This is a genomic window from Streptomyces krungchingensis, from assembly GCF_054729265.1.
In genome coordinates this window covers 1180215-1195110 of the sequence record NZ_JBPUKY010000001.1, presented here as the reverse complement: position 1 = coordinate 1195110, position 14896 = coordinate 1180215, and the positions used below count along the sequence as shown (strand labels likewise).

At 71.1% G+C, this 14896-nt stretch carries 10 protein-coding genes; 3 read left to right on the top strand and 7 right to left on the bottom strand.

Annotated elements, in window-relative coordinates; translation table 11 throughout:
- Positions 1–121 precede the first annotated feature (121 nt).
- Complete coding sequence (locus tag ACSYGO_RS05475) at positions 122–2392, bottom strand: MMPL family transporter (RefSeq protein WP_460385921.1); 2271 nt, start codon at positions 2390–2392, stop codon at positions 122–124.
- 175 nt (positions 2393–2567) lie between these two features.
- Between ACSYGO_RS05475 and ACSYGO_RS05470 the strand changes: the two genes are divergently transcribed.
- Both ACSYGO_RS05470 and ACSYGO_RS05465 read left to right on the top strand, forming a co-directional pair.
- Positions 2568–3740 carry a sensor histidine kinase gene (locus ACSYGO_RS05470; protein WP_435220774.1) on the top strand — a complete coding sequence of 391 codons (1173 nt, stop codon included), beginning with the start codon at positions 2568–2570 and terminating at the stop codon, positions 3738–3740.
- Positions 3715–4377: a response regulator gene (locus tag ACSYGO_RS05465; RefSeq protein ID WP_435220775.1), complete on the top strand. Its 663-nt coding sequence runs from the start codon at positions 3715–3717 to the stop codon at positions 4375–4377. The genes ACSYGO_RS05470 and ACSYGO_RS05465 overlap by 26 nt, the downstream gene beginning before the upstream one ends.
- Before the next feature lie 179 nt (positions 4378–4556).
- Here ACSYGO_RS05465 and paaK read toward each other — a convergent pair whose 3' ends face one another.
- From paaK to ACSYGO_RS05445, 4 genes are all read right to left on the bottom strand, one after another.
- Positions 4557–5870, bottom strand: a complete 1314-nt coding sequence (gene paaK / locus ACSYGO_RS05460) for a phenylacetate--CoA ligase PaaK (RefSeq protein ID WP_432186956.1) — start codon at positions 5868–5870, stop codon at positions 4557–4559.
- A 292-nt stretch (positions 5871–6162) separates the two neighbouring features.
- Positions 6163–7500 carry an enolase C-terminal domain-like protein gene (locus ACSYGO_RS05455; RefSeq protein ID WP_432174736.1) on the bottom strand — a complete coding sequence of 446 codons (1338 nt, stop codon included), beginning with the start codon at positions 7498–7500 and terminating at the stop codon, positions 6163–6165.
- A 52-nt stretch (positions 7501–7552) separates the two neighbouring features.
- Entirely contained in the window at positions 7553–8890 is a 1338-nt protein-coding gene (locus ACSYGO_RS05450; RefSeq protein WP_432186954.1) for a gluconate:H+ symporter, read from the bottom strand.
- A gap of 82 nt (positions 8891–8972) precedes the next feature.
- A complete protein-coding gene (locus ACSYGO_RS05445) occupies positions 8973–9935 on the bottom strand; it encodes a 5-dehydro-4-deoxyglucarate dehydratase (RefSeq protein ID WP_460385920.1) in 963 nt (320 codons plus the stop codon).
- A gap of 104 nt (positions 9936–10039) precedes the next feature.
- On the opposite strand from ACSYGO_RS05445, the gene ACSYGO_RS05440 reads away from it, so the two are divergent.
- Positions 10040–10828 (top strand): IclR family transcriptional regulator, encoded by a 789-nt coding sequence (locus ACSYGO_RS05440; RefSeq protein ID WP_460385919.1) that lies wholly within the window; start codon positions 10040–10042, stop codon positions 10826–10828.
- 60 nt (positions 10829–10888) lie between these two features.
- Here the strand turns inward: ACSYGO_RS05440 and ACSYGO_RS05435 are convergent, their stop codons facing one another.
- Together ACSYGO_RS05435 and ACSYGO_RS05430 are read right to left on the bottom strand one after the other, a co-directional pair.
- A complete protein-coding gene (locus ACSYGO_RS05435) occupies positions 10889–13021 on the bottom strand; it encodes a sulfatase (RefSeq protein ID WP_460385918.1) in 2133 nt (710 codons plus the stop codon).
- 144 nt (positions 13022–13165) lie between these two features.
- Positions 13166–14785: an acyl-CoA synthetase gene (locus ACSYGO_RS05430; RefSeq protein WP_460385917.1), complete on the bottom strand. Its 1620-nt coding sequence runs from the start codon at positions 14783–14785 to the stop codon at positions 13166–13168.
- Positions 14786–14896 lie beyond the last annotated feature (111 nt).

Here is a 14896-nt window from a genome sequence, read left to right as displayed (position 1 = left end):
GTGACGCGAGTGCAACTGGCCGATCCGGATTGGGAGTTCATCGAGCCGTACCTGCCGATCGGCGTGCCGACCCCGCGGTGACGCGCTGAGGTGCCGGACGCCAAGGGCGGCAGGAGTCGAGTCAACGGTCGACCAGCCGTGGACGCGGGGCCTCACCCGAGGATTCCGCGTCGGTGTCGTCGGTGCCGACCGGGCCGCGGGGAAGCATCCGGTCCAGCCACTTCGGCAGCCACCAGTTGGTCCGGCCGAGGAGTGTCATGGTCGCCGGTACCAGCACCATGCGTACGACCGTGGCGTCGATGAAGATCGCGGTGGCCAGGCCGAGCCCGAACATTTTGGTGGAGGGGTCCTCGGCGACGGCGAAGGACAGGAAGACCGCCACCATGATGAGGGCGGCCGAGGTGATGATCCGGGCGGTGCGCGAGACGCCCTCGACGATCGCCGTGCCGTTGTCGCCGGTGCGCAGGTACTCCTCGCGTACGCGGGAGAGGAGGAACACCTCGTAGTCCATCGACAGGCCGAACAGGATGGCGAACAGGAACATCGGGATGAACGACACGATCGGAACCGTCGCTTCCAGCCCGATGAGTGCGCCTCCCCAGCCCCACTGGAAGACCGCGACCATGATGCCGTAGGCCGCGCCGATGCTCAGCAGATTCAGCAGTACCGCCTTGAGCGGTACGAGTATCGAGCGGAAGACCAGCATCAGCAGCAGGAACGACATCGCCAGCACGGCGGCGACGAACATCGGCAGGCGTTGGCTGGTGCGTCGGCCCACATCGGACAGGCTCGCGGCGCCGCCGCCGACGTGGGCCCTGGCCGGGCCGTGCCCGATCGCCGTCGGCAGCACGTCGGTGCGCAGCCGGGCGATGGTGTCGGCCGTGGCCTTGTCCTGAGGGCTGGTGGTCGGGAACACCACGAGGGTCGCGATGCCGGTGGCCCGATCGATGTGCGTCGGCGCGACGGATGCGATGCCCGGATCCGCCGCGACCGCCCCGACGAGTCGGTCCAGCACTCCCGGATCACCGGTGGGGTCCGCGGCGATGACGAGGGGACCGTTGGTGCCCGGGCCGAACCCCTCGGCGACGAGGTCGTAGGCCCGGCGCTCGGAACGGCTGTGGGGCAGTGAGCCGTCGTCGGGCAGGCCGACGCGCAGGCCGAGCACGGGCAGCGTCGCGGTCAGCAGCAGCCCCGCCGCGCCGACCGCGTACGGCACCGGATGCCGGCTGACGTGCCCGATCCAGCGACGCCACCCGGCGGCGTGCGCGGCGCCTGCCGCCGGGTCCCGCCGCCGTGCGAGTCGGCCCAGCATCCTGGTCTGCAGAGCCCGGCCGATCCGGCCGGCCCGGGCCAGGCGTGGGCCGGCGGCGCCGAGGAAGGCCGGCAGCAGCGTCACCGACGCGACCACCATGGTCAGAACGACGATCGAGACGGCGAGCCCGCCCACCGTCATGAACGGTACGTTCGCGACCGCCAGGCCGAGGATCGATACGACGACGGTGCCGCCGGCGAAGACCACCGGCCGCCCCGCCGTGGCCACCGCTCGTCCGGCCGCCTCGCGGGGATCGAGCCCGCGCGCGAGGTACTCCCGGTGCCTGGCGAGCACGAACAGCGCGTAGTCGATGCCCACTCCGAGCCCGACCATGCTGCCCAGGACCGGTGCGAAGGTGGGGACGTCCGTGACCCCCGCCAGTACCGTCATCGTGGCGACCCCGACGGTCAGTCCGAAGACCGCCATGCCGATCGGCAGCGCGGCGGCGACGAGCGAACCGAACGCCAGGAACAGGATCGCGGCCGCGGCGAGGAGGCCGATCAACTCGCTCGCGCCGCCGTCGGGGTCGGAGAAGGCGTAGAAGAGGCTCCCGCCCATCTCGATGCGCAGGGGCAGTTCGGCGCGCAGCCGGTCGCCGAGATCGACGAGGGCGTCGAGGTCTTCGGCCGACAGCCGGCTCTGGTCGGGGTACTGCACCCGCACGACCGCGATCCGCCCGTCGGCCGAGACGAGGCTGCCGCGCACGGCGGTGTCCCCGCCTGCGTCGAGTGCCCCCGCCGGGTCGCTCGTGCCGAGCACGTGCGGCAGCCGCTTCACCTCGGTCTGCAGCCGCGTGAGAGCGGTGCGCGCACTGCCGTGGTCGAAGAACGTCGCAGCGCCGTCGAGGGGGGTGACGACCACTTGGGCGGTCATCCCCTCCTGGCCGGTGCCGGCCCGCTCGATCAGTTCCGCGGCCCGCTGGGAGTCCAGTCCCGGAGCGGTCATCGAATCCGCATTCCGCCCGCCGAAGGCGACGGCGGCAAGGACGGCGAGCGTGGCGGCGACCAGCCATGCCGCGATCACCCGCCAGGGATGGCGGGCGGCGCTTGCGCCCAGGCGCAACAGGGCTTTCGAGAGCATCGGGTCCTCCAACCACCTCGTCGGCCGTCCTTGTACGGCCGCCGATGCCGAGGCTCGTCTCCACGACGCACTGCGGCATCGGCTCGCGGGCCGCGGATCCGTCGGCCCCAAGTCGGAGTGACGCCCTGTACTTTCGGCCGATGCGCGGCACGGCGCGGTCCCTACGCTGAGAACCGTGCTGCGAGACGACCTGCGAACCCTGTGGACCGAACCCCGTCCGCCCGACGCGCCCGCCCGGGTGCGGCGGGACTGGGCGCTGCTCGCCGCGGGGCTGGGCGGTGTGGTGCTGGAGGCCACCCTGCGCGAGAACGTCGTGTGGCGGCCGGTGGCGGTGGTGTTCGCCGTATGGCTGTGCCTGCTGCCCCTGTGGCGCCGGACCCGCCCGCTGGCGATGGTGACGCTGGCGTTCGGCTCGGTGGTCCTGCTTCAAGTGGCCTCGCTCGTCGCCGCACCGCGCGAGCCCGTCGGCCTGGACACCGGCGCGGTCGTGCTCGTGCTGGTGTACGCGCTGCCCCGGTGGGGATCGGGACGCGAGATCGTGCTGGGCGGCGCGGTGACCCTCGCGGCCAGCGCGCTGTGTTCCGTCACGGACGAGACCCCGGTCGTCGAGAACGTCGTGGGCTTCGTCTTCCTGCTGCTGCCCGGCGTGGTCGGGGCTGCCGTGCGGTTCCGGGTGACCGCTCGCGAGCGGCAGTTGGAGCAGGTGCGCTCCCGCGAGCGTGAGCAGCTCGCCCGGGAACTGCACGACACGGTGGCCCACCACGTGTCGGCCATGGTGATCATCGCCCAGGCGGGCCGGGTGCTCGCGGGCACCGACCCGTCCGCCGCCGTCGAGGCGCTGGAGGGGGTCGAGGAGGAAGGAGCGCGCACGCTGGAGGAAATGCGCGCCATGGTCGCCGCGCTGCGCGACCGCGGGGTCGGCGCCGAGCTGGCGCCCCCTGCCGGAGTCGCGGATCTGGAGCGCCTGGTGCGCACCCCGGGTGGTCGCCTCAGGGTCGACCTGGGGCTCGACGGCGAACTGGACGCGCTGCCCCCGGCCGTGGACGCGGCCGTCTACCGGATCGTGCAGGAGTCGGTGACCAACGCGCTGCGCCATGCGGTCGACGCGACCGAGCTCGTCGTTCGGGTCGCCGCGGAACGGCACTCGGTACGGGTGAGCGTGCGCGACAACGGCCGGCGCACCGGCCGGGGTCGCGAGGGATACGGACTTACCGGACTGCGCGAGCGCGCGACTCTGCTCGGCGGCACACTACGAGCCGGCCCGGGTATCGACCGGGGCTGGCATGTCGAAGCCGAACTGCCGGGAGCGAGGAGCGAGAGCGGTGTCCATTCGCGTCCTCGTCGCTGACGACCAGACGATCATCCGCACCGGGTTGCGGATCATGCTGAACGCCCAGCCCGGCATCGAGGTGGTCGGCGAGGCCGCCGACGGACAGGAAGCGGTACGTCTGGCCCGCGAACTGCGCCCCGACGTCTGCCTGTTCGACATCCGCATGCCCGTGATCGACGGGCTCGAGGCCACCCGGTTGGTCGCCGGCCCGAGCGTCGCCGACCCGCTGGCCGTGGTCGTCATCACCACGTTCGACCTCGACGAGTACGTCTACGGCGCGCTGCGTGCCGGCGCCCGCGGATTCCTCCTCAAGGACACGGGACCGGACCTTCTGGCGCAGGCCGTACGGTCGGCGTCCGGCGGTGAGGCGCTCATTGCGCCCAGCGTCACCGTCCGTCTGCTCCAGGCGTTCGCGGACCTGCCCGCCGGCCGGCCCGTGGCCCAGCCGGTCTCCCCCGTCACCGCCCGCGAGGAGCAGGTGCTCCTCGCCGTCGCTCGCGGGCTGACCAACACCGAGATCGCCGACGCACTGCACATCAGCCTCAGCACGGTGAAGACGCATCTGGCCAGCCTGATGGCCAAACTCGGCGCCCGCAACCGGGTCGAGATCGCGATGTGGGCCTACGAAACGCGCCGTATCCTCCCCGGAACCTGAGCCGGGTGCCGGGCCATGTCCCATGAGTCCCCGCCCGGACATCAGTGCAACGGTCGGCTCACGTCGGCTCCGCGATCAATACGCCTTGGGCCTCTCCGACAATTCCCGCCTGCGTCGCGACGATTCCCGCCCGCCCGGCGACGCCGGGAACTGCCGGACAGGCCCCAGGAGCCCGTGGCTCACGGTGTCCGGAGTTCCCGCAGGTCCATGATCCGCTTGATCTTCCCCACCGACCGCTCCAGCGACTCCGGTTCGACGATCTCGACCGAGACCGACACACCGATCCCGTCCTTGACCGCCGCCTTGATCGCCCGCGCCGCGGCGTCGCGGATCTCGGGGGTGGCGCCGGCGCGTGCCTCGGCCCGCACGGTGAGCGCGTCGAGGCGGCCCTCCCGGGTCAGCCGCAGCTGGAAGTGCGGGGCCACCCCCGGTGTGCGCAGCACGATCTCCTCGATCTGCGTGGGGAAGAGGTTGACCCCGCGGAGGATCACCATGTCGTCGCTGCGGCCGGTGATCTTCTCCATGCGCCGGAAGACGCGTGCCGTGCCGGGCAGCAGCCGCGTCAAGTCCCTTGTCCGGTAACGGATGACGGGCATGGCCTCCTTGGTGAGCGAGGTGAAGACCAGCTCGCCCTCCTCGCCGTCCGGGAGCACCTCACCGGTGATCGGGTCGACGACCTCCGGATAGAAGTGGTCCTCCCAGATGTGCAGCCCGTCCTTGGTGTCCACGCACTCCTGGGCGACCCCCGGGCCGATCACCTCCGACAGGCCGTAGATGTCGACCGCGTCGATCGCGAACCGCTCCTCGATCTCGCGCCGCATCTCCTGGGTCCAGGGCTCCGCGCCGAAGATGCCCACGCGCAGCGAGGTGCCGCGCGGGTCGACGCCCTGCCGCTCGAACTCGTCGAGCAGCGTCAGCATGTAGGAGGGGGTCACCATGATGATCTCGGGCTTCAGGTCCTGGATGAGCTGGACCTGACGTGCGGTCATGCCTCCGGAGGCGGGGATGACCGTGCAGCCGAGCCGTTCGGCGCCGTAGTGGGCGCCGAGGCCGCCGGTGAAGAGTCCGTAGCCGTAGGCGATGTGCGCCTTGTCGCCGGGCCGGCCGCCGGCCGCGCGGATGGAACGGGCCACCATGTCGGCCCACATCGACAGGTCGTTCTCCGTGTAGCCGACCACCGTCGGCCGTCCGGTCGTGCCGCTCGACGCGTGCAGCCGCCTGATCCGGTCCTGGGGGACGGCGAACATCCCGTACGGGTAGTTCTCGCGCAGGTCGGCCTTCGTGGTGAACGGGAAGCGCGCCAGGTCGGCGAGTGAACGGCAGTCGTCCGGGCCGACCCCCGCCTTGTCGAAGGACTCCCGGTAGAACGGCACGTTCTCGTACGCGTGCCGCAGCGACGCCCGCATCCGCTCCAGCTGGAGTGCCCGCAGCCCGTCCGCGTCCAGCCGCTCGCCCGCGTCCAGCAGGTCCTTCGGTCCCGTGGAATCCGCCATGGGGACTCCTCCCTCACCAACCGCATCATTCCGGACGACCGATCATTCGGTCGATGTGTTCGGGATCAGTAATTCAGGCTCACCGGCCCTCGGACAAGGGGGTGGCCCGGATTTTCTCGCGCCAGGAGCCTGCGCGGCGACCGGCCGGGACCGCGAACGGGGAGACTCCGCCCCCGGTCCTGCGGGCTCACGTGCCCCGGATCCACCGGCTCATGGTCTGGCCTGCCGGCCGGTCGCCCCGGGGCGCGGCGGAGCCCGGCCACCGCGCTCCCGCGGTGGCCGTGGCCTGCCCCTAGCGCACCAGGCAGGGGCGCTTCGGGTCGAACTGCCAGTCCGGGACGAGGTAGCGCATGCCGGCGGCGTCGTCGCGGGCGCCCAGGGCCTTCTCCCGGTAGAGCTCGTGGGCCGCGAGCAGGCGGTCCATGTCGAGGCGGACCCCCAGGCCGGGGGCGTCGGGGACGGCGATCTCGCCGCCGGTGATGCGCGGCGGTTCGACGGTGAGCCGTTCCAGGCCCTCCTGCCAGATCCAGTGCGTGTCGAGCGCGTTGTACTCGCCCGGAGCCGCGGCCCCGCAGTGCGTGACCATGGCGAGCGAGATGTCGAAGTGGTTGTTCGAGTGGCAGCCCCAGGTCAGGCCCATGGCATTGCACAGCTGGGCCACCCGGACCGAGCCCTGCATGGTCCAGAAGTGCGGGTCGGCCAGCGGGATGGAGACGGACTGGAGGGCCAGGGCGTGCGTCAGCTGCCGCCAGTCGGTGGCGATCATGTTGGTCGCGGTCGGCAGCCCGGTGGCCCGGCGGAACTCCGCGAGGATCTCGCGCCCGGAGTAGCCGCCCTCGGCCCCACAGGGGTCCTCCGCGTAGGCGAGCGTGCCGACCAGCGGCGCGCACAGCTCGACGGCCTCGCGCAGCGACCACGCGCCGTTGGGGTCCAGCGTGATCCGGGCCTCGGGGAAGCGGTCCTTGAGGGCCCGCACGGCCTTGACCTCCTCGGCACCCTCCAGGACACCGCCCTTGAGCTTGAAGTCCCGGAAGCCGTACAGGTCATAAGCGGTCTCGGCCTGCCGGACGATCGCGCCGGGGGTGAGTGCCTCCTCGTGCCGGACGCGGTACCAGTCCACGTCGGAAGCGGGCTCGCGGACGTAGTCCAGATCGGTGCGGTCCGGGTCGCCGACGTAGAAGAGGTAGCCCAGGACCCGTACGGAGTCGCGCTGTTGCCCGTCGCCGAGCAGTGCCGCGACCGGCACGTCCAGGTGCTGGCCCAGCAGGTCGAGCAGTGCCGACTCGACGGCGGTGACCGCGTGCACGGTGGTGCGCAGATCGAAGGTCTGCGCGCCGCGCCCGCCGGCGTCGCGGTCCGCGAAGCGGTTCCCGATCTCCCGCAGGACGCGCTTGTAGTCGCCCACCCCGGCACCTACGACAAGCGGTGCGGCATCGCGCAGCGTCTGTGTGATCTTCTCGCCGCCGGGCACCTCGCCGAGACCCGTACGGCCCTCGGAGTCCTTGAGGACGACCACGTTGCGGGTGAAGTAGGGGCCGTGGGCGCCCGACAGGTTCAGCTCCATGCAGTCCCGTCCGGCGACGGGATAGACGGAGAACTCGGTGACGGTCGGCTGCTGGCTCGTTCTCATCGAAATCCTTGCATGCGGGGTGATACGGGCGAAGTGGGCAAGAAGTTGGAGGTCAGAGGCTGAGCACGTCCAGCGCCCACTCGACGGCCAGGACACCGCCGAGGCCGAGCACGGCGAGCACCGTCGTGTAGGTGGTCCGGACCTTGATCGCGTCGATGACGGACAGGTTGAAGTACTCCTTGAACAGCCAGAAGCCGGGATCGTTGACGTGGGAGAAGGCGATCGAGCCGCAGGAGACGGCGAGCACCATCATCTCCGGGTGCGTCCCGCTTCCGGCCAGCAGCGGCAGCACCACGCCGGAAGCCGTGACCACGGCGACCGTGGCCGAGCCGAGCGCGATGCGCAGGATGACCGCGATCAGCCAGGCGAGGACGATCGGCGAGATCGACCAGTGCGCGGTGGCGTCCTTGATGTAGTCGGATATCCCGCCTTCGACGAGCACGTTCTTGAAGGCGCCGCCCGCCCCGATGACCAGGAGGATCATCGCCATGGCCTTCGCGGCGGAGGTGCAGGAGGCGCTCACCTCGTCGAGACTGCGGCCGATCCGCGGTCCGAACGCCCACACGGCGAGGAGCAGGGTCAGCAGGAGGGCGATCGGCGCCGAGCCGACGAACGCGACGAAGTGCAGGAAGGGCGTCTCGGCGGAGGTCGCGAGGTCGGTCACCGCGGCACCGGCGATCAGGACGACGGGGAACAGGGCCACGGACAGCGACCAGCCGAGGCCGGGCATCTCTCGGTCGGTGAACTCGCGCTCGCTGACCAGGCCCTGCGGGATCGCCGGGTCCATCGCGCGGATGAAGGGCAGGCGCGGCCAGACGAGCGAGATGAGGGCGCCGGCCGGTACGGCGATGAACAGGCCGTAGAACAGGGTCAGCCCGATCGACGCGTGGAAGGTGGAGGCCACGGCGGTGGGGCCGGGGTGCGGCGGAAGGAAGCTGTGCATGGTGGACAGTGCGATCGACATCGGCAGCCCGACCCAGAGCAGCTTCGCCCCGGTGACCCTCACCAGGGTGAACGCGATCGGCACGATGATGATGAACGCGACCTCGTAGAACATGGTCACGCCGATCAGCATCGAGGTGACCACCATGGCCACCTGGACCCAGCGGGGGCCGAACGCGTCGAGGAGCCGGCCGGCGATGCGTTGTGCGGCGCCGGAGTCGCCCATGACGCGGCCGACCATGGCGCCGAGCCCGATGGTGAGCATCGTGTCGCCGATCTGGCCCCCGATGCCCTCCGACAGGACGTCCGGGATCTTGTCCAGCGGGATGCCGCGGACTACGCCGACACCGACGGCCACGAGGAGGAGGGCGGCGAAGCCGTTCATTCGCAGCTTCGTCATCAGGAGCAGCAGAATCAGCACGCTGATTCCGACTACGAGCAGAGGCATGAAGTCAGTTCCCCTTTGAACTGTGGGTCCGGCTGCCGGGCACATCGGGAGGCGGCCCGGGTCCCGTCCGGGCCGCGCGCGGTCACCGGGCCGCTCGGCGCACCGCTTTGACGAGAGGGAGACCGGCGTCGAGGATCCGCTCCAGCTCGGCGAGGTCGGCCGGGCCGGGGTCGGTGAGCGGCGCGCGCACGGCGCCGACCGGAAGGCCGCGCAGCCGGGCGGCGGCCTTGACGAGTGACACGGCGTACCCGGGTACGCGGTCGCGCAGTTCGACGAGCGGGATGTAGAAGTCGCGCAGCAGCTCGGTGAGTGTCGTCTCGTCGCCGTCCCGCAGAGCGGAGAAGAAGGCGCCCGCGATCTCCGGCGCGAAGGCGTGCACCGCGGACGAGTAGGCGGGGACGCCGACGGTGGCGTACGCCCGGGCCTGGATCTCGGCGGTGGCCGCGCCGTTGAAGAAGAGGAAGCCGTCGGGGGCGGCGAGCGTCAGCCGCTGGAGCCGGTCGAGGTCGCAGTGCCCGTCCTTCAGACCGATGACCGTCGGGATTCTGGCGATCCGGCGCAGGCCCTCGGGCGTGAAGGCGACCGGGCCGCGCTGGTACGCGATGAGCGGCAGCCGCGTGCCGGCGGCGATCCGGCGCAGCTGCTCGACCAGGCCGTCCTGCGGGGCCTCGACCAGGTAGTGCGGGAGCACGAGCGCGGCGTCCGCGCCCGCCTCCTCGGCGATCCGGGCGAACCGCCGTGCCTGGGCCCACCCGTAGCCGATGCCGGCGACGACGGGGAGCCGGCCGTCCGCGACCTCGACGGTGATCTCGACGACCGTGCGGTACTCGTCCTCGTCCAAAGCGCTGAACTCACCGGTCCCGCAGGCGGGGAACACCGCGCCCGGGCCGGCCGCCAACTGGTCCGTCAGATACGCCCGGTACGCCTCCGGGTCGAGCTCGCCGTCCTCCCGGAAGCTCGTGAGCGGGAAGGACAGCACCCCGCCCGCCATGCCGTCCCGCAGTCGCTGCGCCACGGCTTCGGCCTCCACGCTGAACCCTGTCATCCCTCATCCTCATATGCAGATGGCGTCCATGTATGAGAATGGAGGCTAGATTCGTGAACCGCGAAGGTCAATGGGTGCGGCGACGCGGATTTACGATGGGGCCCATGCCGGAGAGTCCAGGGGTCCGCGGGGTGAAGTCGGCGGCCCGTACGGTCGCGTTGCTGGAACTGCTGGCCGACCGCGGCGACCACCCCTCGCGCCTGGACGAGCTGGCCGAGGCGCTGGGCGTGCCGCGCAGCAGCATGTACCAGCTGCTCAGGACACTCGTCGACTGCGGCTGGGTGCGCACGGACACCACCGGATCCCTCTACGGCATCGGCATCCGCGCCCTGCTCACGGGCACCAGCTATCTGGACAGCGACCGTCGTGTGCGGATGGTCCGCCCCTGTCTCGACGAGGCCTCGGACGCCCTCGGAGAAACCATCCACATGGCGCGGCTCGACGGCCCCGACGTCGTCTACCTCGCGACCCGCGAGTCCCACGAGTACCCGCGCACCATCAGCCGCGTCGGCCGGCGGATCCCCGCCCACGCCAACGCCCTCGGCAAGGCCCTCCTGGCCGAACGCCCCGACGACGCGCTCCCCTTGCCCACCGGACCGCTGGCGGCACTCACCGAGAACACCCGCACGGAGCGCATCGCGCTGCTCGCCGATCTCGCGGCGGTACGCGAACGCGGCCACTCCGTCGACCGGGAGGAGACTGTCCCCGGCATCGCGGGCTTCGGCTTCGCCCTGCGCTACGACAGCCCGGCCGTCGACGCCATCAGCTGCTCGGTCCCCCTGGACCGGCTGACCGCGGACCATGAGGTCCGCGTCGTCTCCGTCATGGGGGAGATCCGATCGAGGATCGAAGCACTGCTGCCGCCCGCTTCGGGGGCTCCGGACTGGCGGTGACCGGGCCGCTGCGGGCCCGGTCACCGATCGGCGCGCTCCCGGCGGGCGGCGGATCCTGCGTCAGCGTGCGGAAGTCGCCCCGGAGGCGCCGGGACGCGAGCCGTACGCCGTCATGAAGCGGTCGCGGAAGGTGTCCATGCGCCACTCCGGGGCGTTCTTCGCCGGCTTGAGCCCGTCCGTCCAGCCCCAGTCGGATATCCGGTCCAGGACCTTGGGGTCGTGCGCGACGATGGTGACGGGCACGTCGCGGCTCGAACTGCCGGCCGTGACGGTGGGGACGGGCTGGTGGTCGCCGAGGAAGACCAGCACGGTGTTCTTGTCGCCGTACCGCTCCACGTACTCGATGAGGCTGTGCAGCGAGTACTCGATGGCGTGCCGGTACTCGGTGCGCACGCTCTCGGGGTTCTTCCAGACCTCCTTGGGGTCCTTGCCCTCCTTCTTGATCTGCTCGAAGACCGATCCGTCACCGAGGTCGTTCCAGTCGATCATGTGGGCGACCGGAGCCCAGGGGTTGTGGCTCGACGCCAGGATGATCTCCGCCATCATCGGCTTGCGGTCCTTCTTGCCGTGCTCCAGGCGCTCGAAGGCCTCCAGGCTGAACTGGTCCGGGACGGGTGTCCAGCTGAAGTACGGGCCGTGGTAGCCGAGATGCTCGGAGTCGTAGATGTGGTCGAGGCCGAAGAACTTGCCCTCGGGCCACGCGCGGCGGACACCCGGCACGATGCCGACCGTGCGCCAGGCCCCGGACTTCTGGAAGTAGCTCGTCAGGGTGTGCCGGTCGCTGGTGGTCAGACTCCGGTAGCGCTGCTGGTTCTTGATCCACAGACCGGACAGGAAGGTGGAGTGCGCGAGCCAGCTCCCGGCGCCCGTGACCGGCGAGCGGAGCCAGGCGCTGCGCGAGGCGAACCCGGCCGCCTTCAGCGACTTCGTCCCCTCGGACAGCACCGAGCCGACCTGGTCGGCCATCGCGGGGTCGTCGATCGCCGTGCGGCCGTAGCTCTCGATGAACGTGAACAGGAGGTCCTTGCCCCGCAGTCCCGTCAGCAACTGGTCGGGCGGGGTGTCGGCGAACGCGTCGACGGAGGCCTGCTCGGCGAACACCTTCCCGTCGCGCAGGCCCGCCCGCACCTGGTGCACGCGGTTCTTCACGAGCTCCGCGTTGATCTGCGAGGCCACGGGTACGTCGGTGAACTGCACGCCGACCGTCACGCAGGTGATCCACGCGGTACCGAGGACGAGCACGGTGCGCGTGGCGACGGGGCGGTGACGCGCCATGAGATCACTGAGGCGTACGACGGCGAGGGTCATGAGGGCGAGCAGGATGACGACCAGTGCGAGGACCGCGATCACGGCGACCACCTCGCCGGTCTCCCCGAAGGACTCCTTGACCCACTCGGCGGCGTCGTCGAACAGGATCCAGTCCAGGACGAGGTCGAAGGGCCTCGCCAGCACCGAGTAGAAGCCCATGTCGACGAGCTTCAGGATGGTCACCAGGCCGAGGAACAGTCCGACCACGACCGCCGCGATCCGCCGGGGCCGCGGTGGCAGCACCAGCAGCAGACCGGCGAGCAGGACTCCCTCCACGGGGATCCGCAGGAAGGCGTCGGGCGCGAGGCGGTCGAGCTGGTTCGGCACGAGCAGGGCGAAGAGCACCAGGGCTCCGGCCAGGGCCGTGGTGCCGACGGTCACGGCACGCGCCGCCCGCGGGTACTTGAGCCGCCAGCCCCACCAACCCGGCCGTCCCGACGGGCCGTCGGCCTGCTCGGGGGAGGCGTCGGTCTGCCCGGCGGAGGCGTCGGCAGCGGGTGTCTCGTCGGCCGCTGCGGGCGCGTCGGGCTTCTCCGGCTTCTCGTCGGTCGCTGCGGGCGCCTTGGGCTCCTCGTCGGTCGAGGACGCGTCCGTGTCCGTCTCCGTGTCCGTCCCCGCGTCCGTCTCCCGCTCCGAGGCCCCGTCCGCGTCCCTCTCGGTGGCCGAGTCCGCGCCTGCGTCGGTGTTCGCGTCCGCGCCGGAGGCCTCGTCCTCCTCCGCCCGCTCACCGGCGTCCATGCCCGCGCCGGAAGCCTCGCCCGCGTCCGCGCCGGACGCCCCGTCGCCGTCCGCGCGCGCCGCGACGTCCGTACCGGCGTCCGTATCCGGTTCCGGTTCCGTGTCCGGCCGTTGCGGCAGCTGACGAGTGCGCGTGGAGTGCGACACGCCGAAGGTCCTTCCGTGCGAAGCCCGGCGTCGACGCGGCAGACCGGGCTCGGGGCAGATCAGAGGCCGCGATCATGCGTACGTCCGGGGTTCACCTGGCGTTCAACCGGAAGGTCAATGCCGTGCAAAGACTCCGACGCGAGGTCAGCGGGCCGCCTCCACCGCGACCGACCGGGCCCAGCGGTAGTCCGCCTTGCCGCTGGGGGAGCGCTGGATGGTGTCCGCGAGCACGAGCTGCCGGGGGATCTTGTAGCCCGCCAGGCGGGTGCGGCAGTGCGTCTGGATGTCCTCCAGGGACGGTCGCGGCGCGCCCTCGCGGAGCTGGACGACGGCGGCCACGTGGTTGCCCCACTTCTCGTCGGGAACGCCCGCGACCAGGGCGTCGTACACGTCCGGATGCGCCTTGAGCGCCTGCTCGACCTCCTCCGGATAGACCTTCTCGCCACCGGTGTTGATGCACTGCGAGCCACGCCCGAGGACGGTGACGATGCCCTCCTCGTCGACCGTGGCCATGTCGCCGAGCAGCACCCAGCGCTCGTCGCCCCGCCGGAAGAAGGTCTCGGCGGTCTTCTTGGGGTCGTTGTAGTAGCCGAGGGGCACATGGCCGCGCTGGGCGATGCGGCCCGGCTCACCGACGGTGACCGGTTCGTGCGTGACCGGGTCCACCACCTGCGTACGGGCGTTGACCTGTACGCGGAAGCCGCGCCGCGGGCCCGAGTCCGCCGTGGCGGTGCCGTTGAAGCCGGATTCCGAGGAGCCGAAGTTGTTGAGCAGCATCACGTTCGGGACGAGCGCCTGGAACTGTTCGCGCACCGTGTCCGACATGATCGCGCCCGAGGAGGAGACGCTGAACAGGGCCGAGCAGTCGGTGTCCTTCATGGGTCCGCTCAGCGCGTCGACGAGGGGCCGCAGCATCGCGTCGCCGACCAGCGACACGCTGGTGACCCTCTCCTTCTCGATGGTCCGCAGGACTTCCTCGGGCACGTACTTGCGGTGGAGCACGACGCGCTGGCCGAAGTTGAAGCCGATGAACGCGGTGAGTGTCGACGTCCCGTGCATCAGCGGGGGAGTGGGGAAGAAGGTGATCCCCTCGCCTCCGGCCGCGACCCGCTCGGCGAGTTCCTCCGGCCTCTTGACCGGTTCGCCCGTCGGGGCGCCGCCGCCGAGCCCGGCGAAGAACAGGTCCTCCTGCCGCCACATCACGCCCTTGGGCATGCCGGTGGTGCCGCCGGTGTAGATGATGAACTGGTCGTCCGCCGAGCGTGCCGGGAAGCCCCGGCCGAGGGAGCCCGCGGCCTCGGCGTCCTGGAACGCCACCGCGTCGAGCGCGGTCGCCCCGGGCGCCGGGTCCCCCACGCGCACGAGGTGCCGCAGTGCCGGGGCGTGCGGCAGGGCGGCCGCTACCCGGTCGGTGAACTCCGCGTCGAAGACCAGGGCCGTCAGGTCGGCGTCCTGGTAGAGATAGGCCAACTCCTCTTCCACATACCGGTAGTTGACGTTGACGGGGACGACCCGTGCCTTCAGGCAGCCGAGCACGGTCTGGATGTACTCGACGCCGTTGTAGAGGTGGAGGCCGAGGTGCTCACCGGGGCGTACGCCGCTGTCGGCGAGGTGGTGGGCGATCCGGTTCGCCGCCTCGTCCAGCCGCGCGTAGGTCAGCCGGCGCTCCGCGCCCGTGCCCGGGTGGTCGACGTAGACGAGTGCCTCACGGTCCGGGACCACGTCGACGACCGACTCGAACAGGTCGGCAAGGTTGTACTCCACCGCTCCTCCTGACCCCGAACGTCCGTGGCTGCCCTCGGCTCGACGGTCATCAGAGCAAAGCCCGACCCAACTGTGAAGGGTCCCGGCGAAGAAATCTGACTGTCTGTCAGA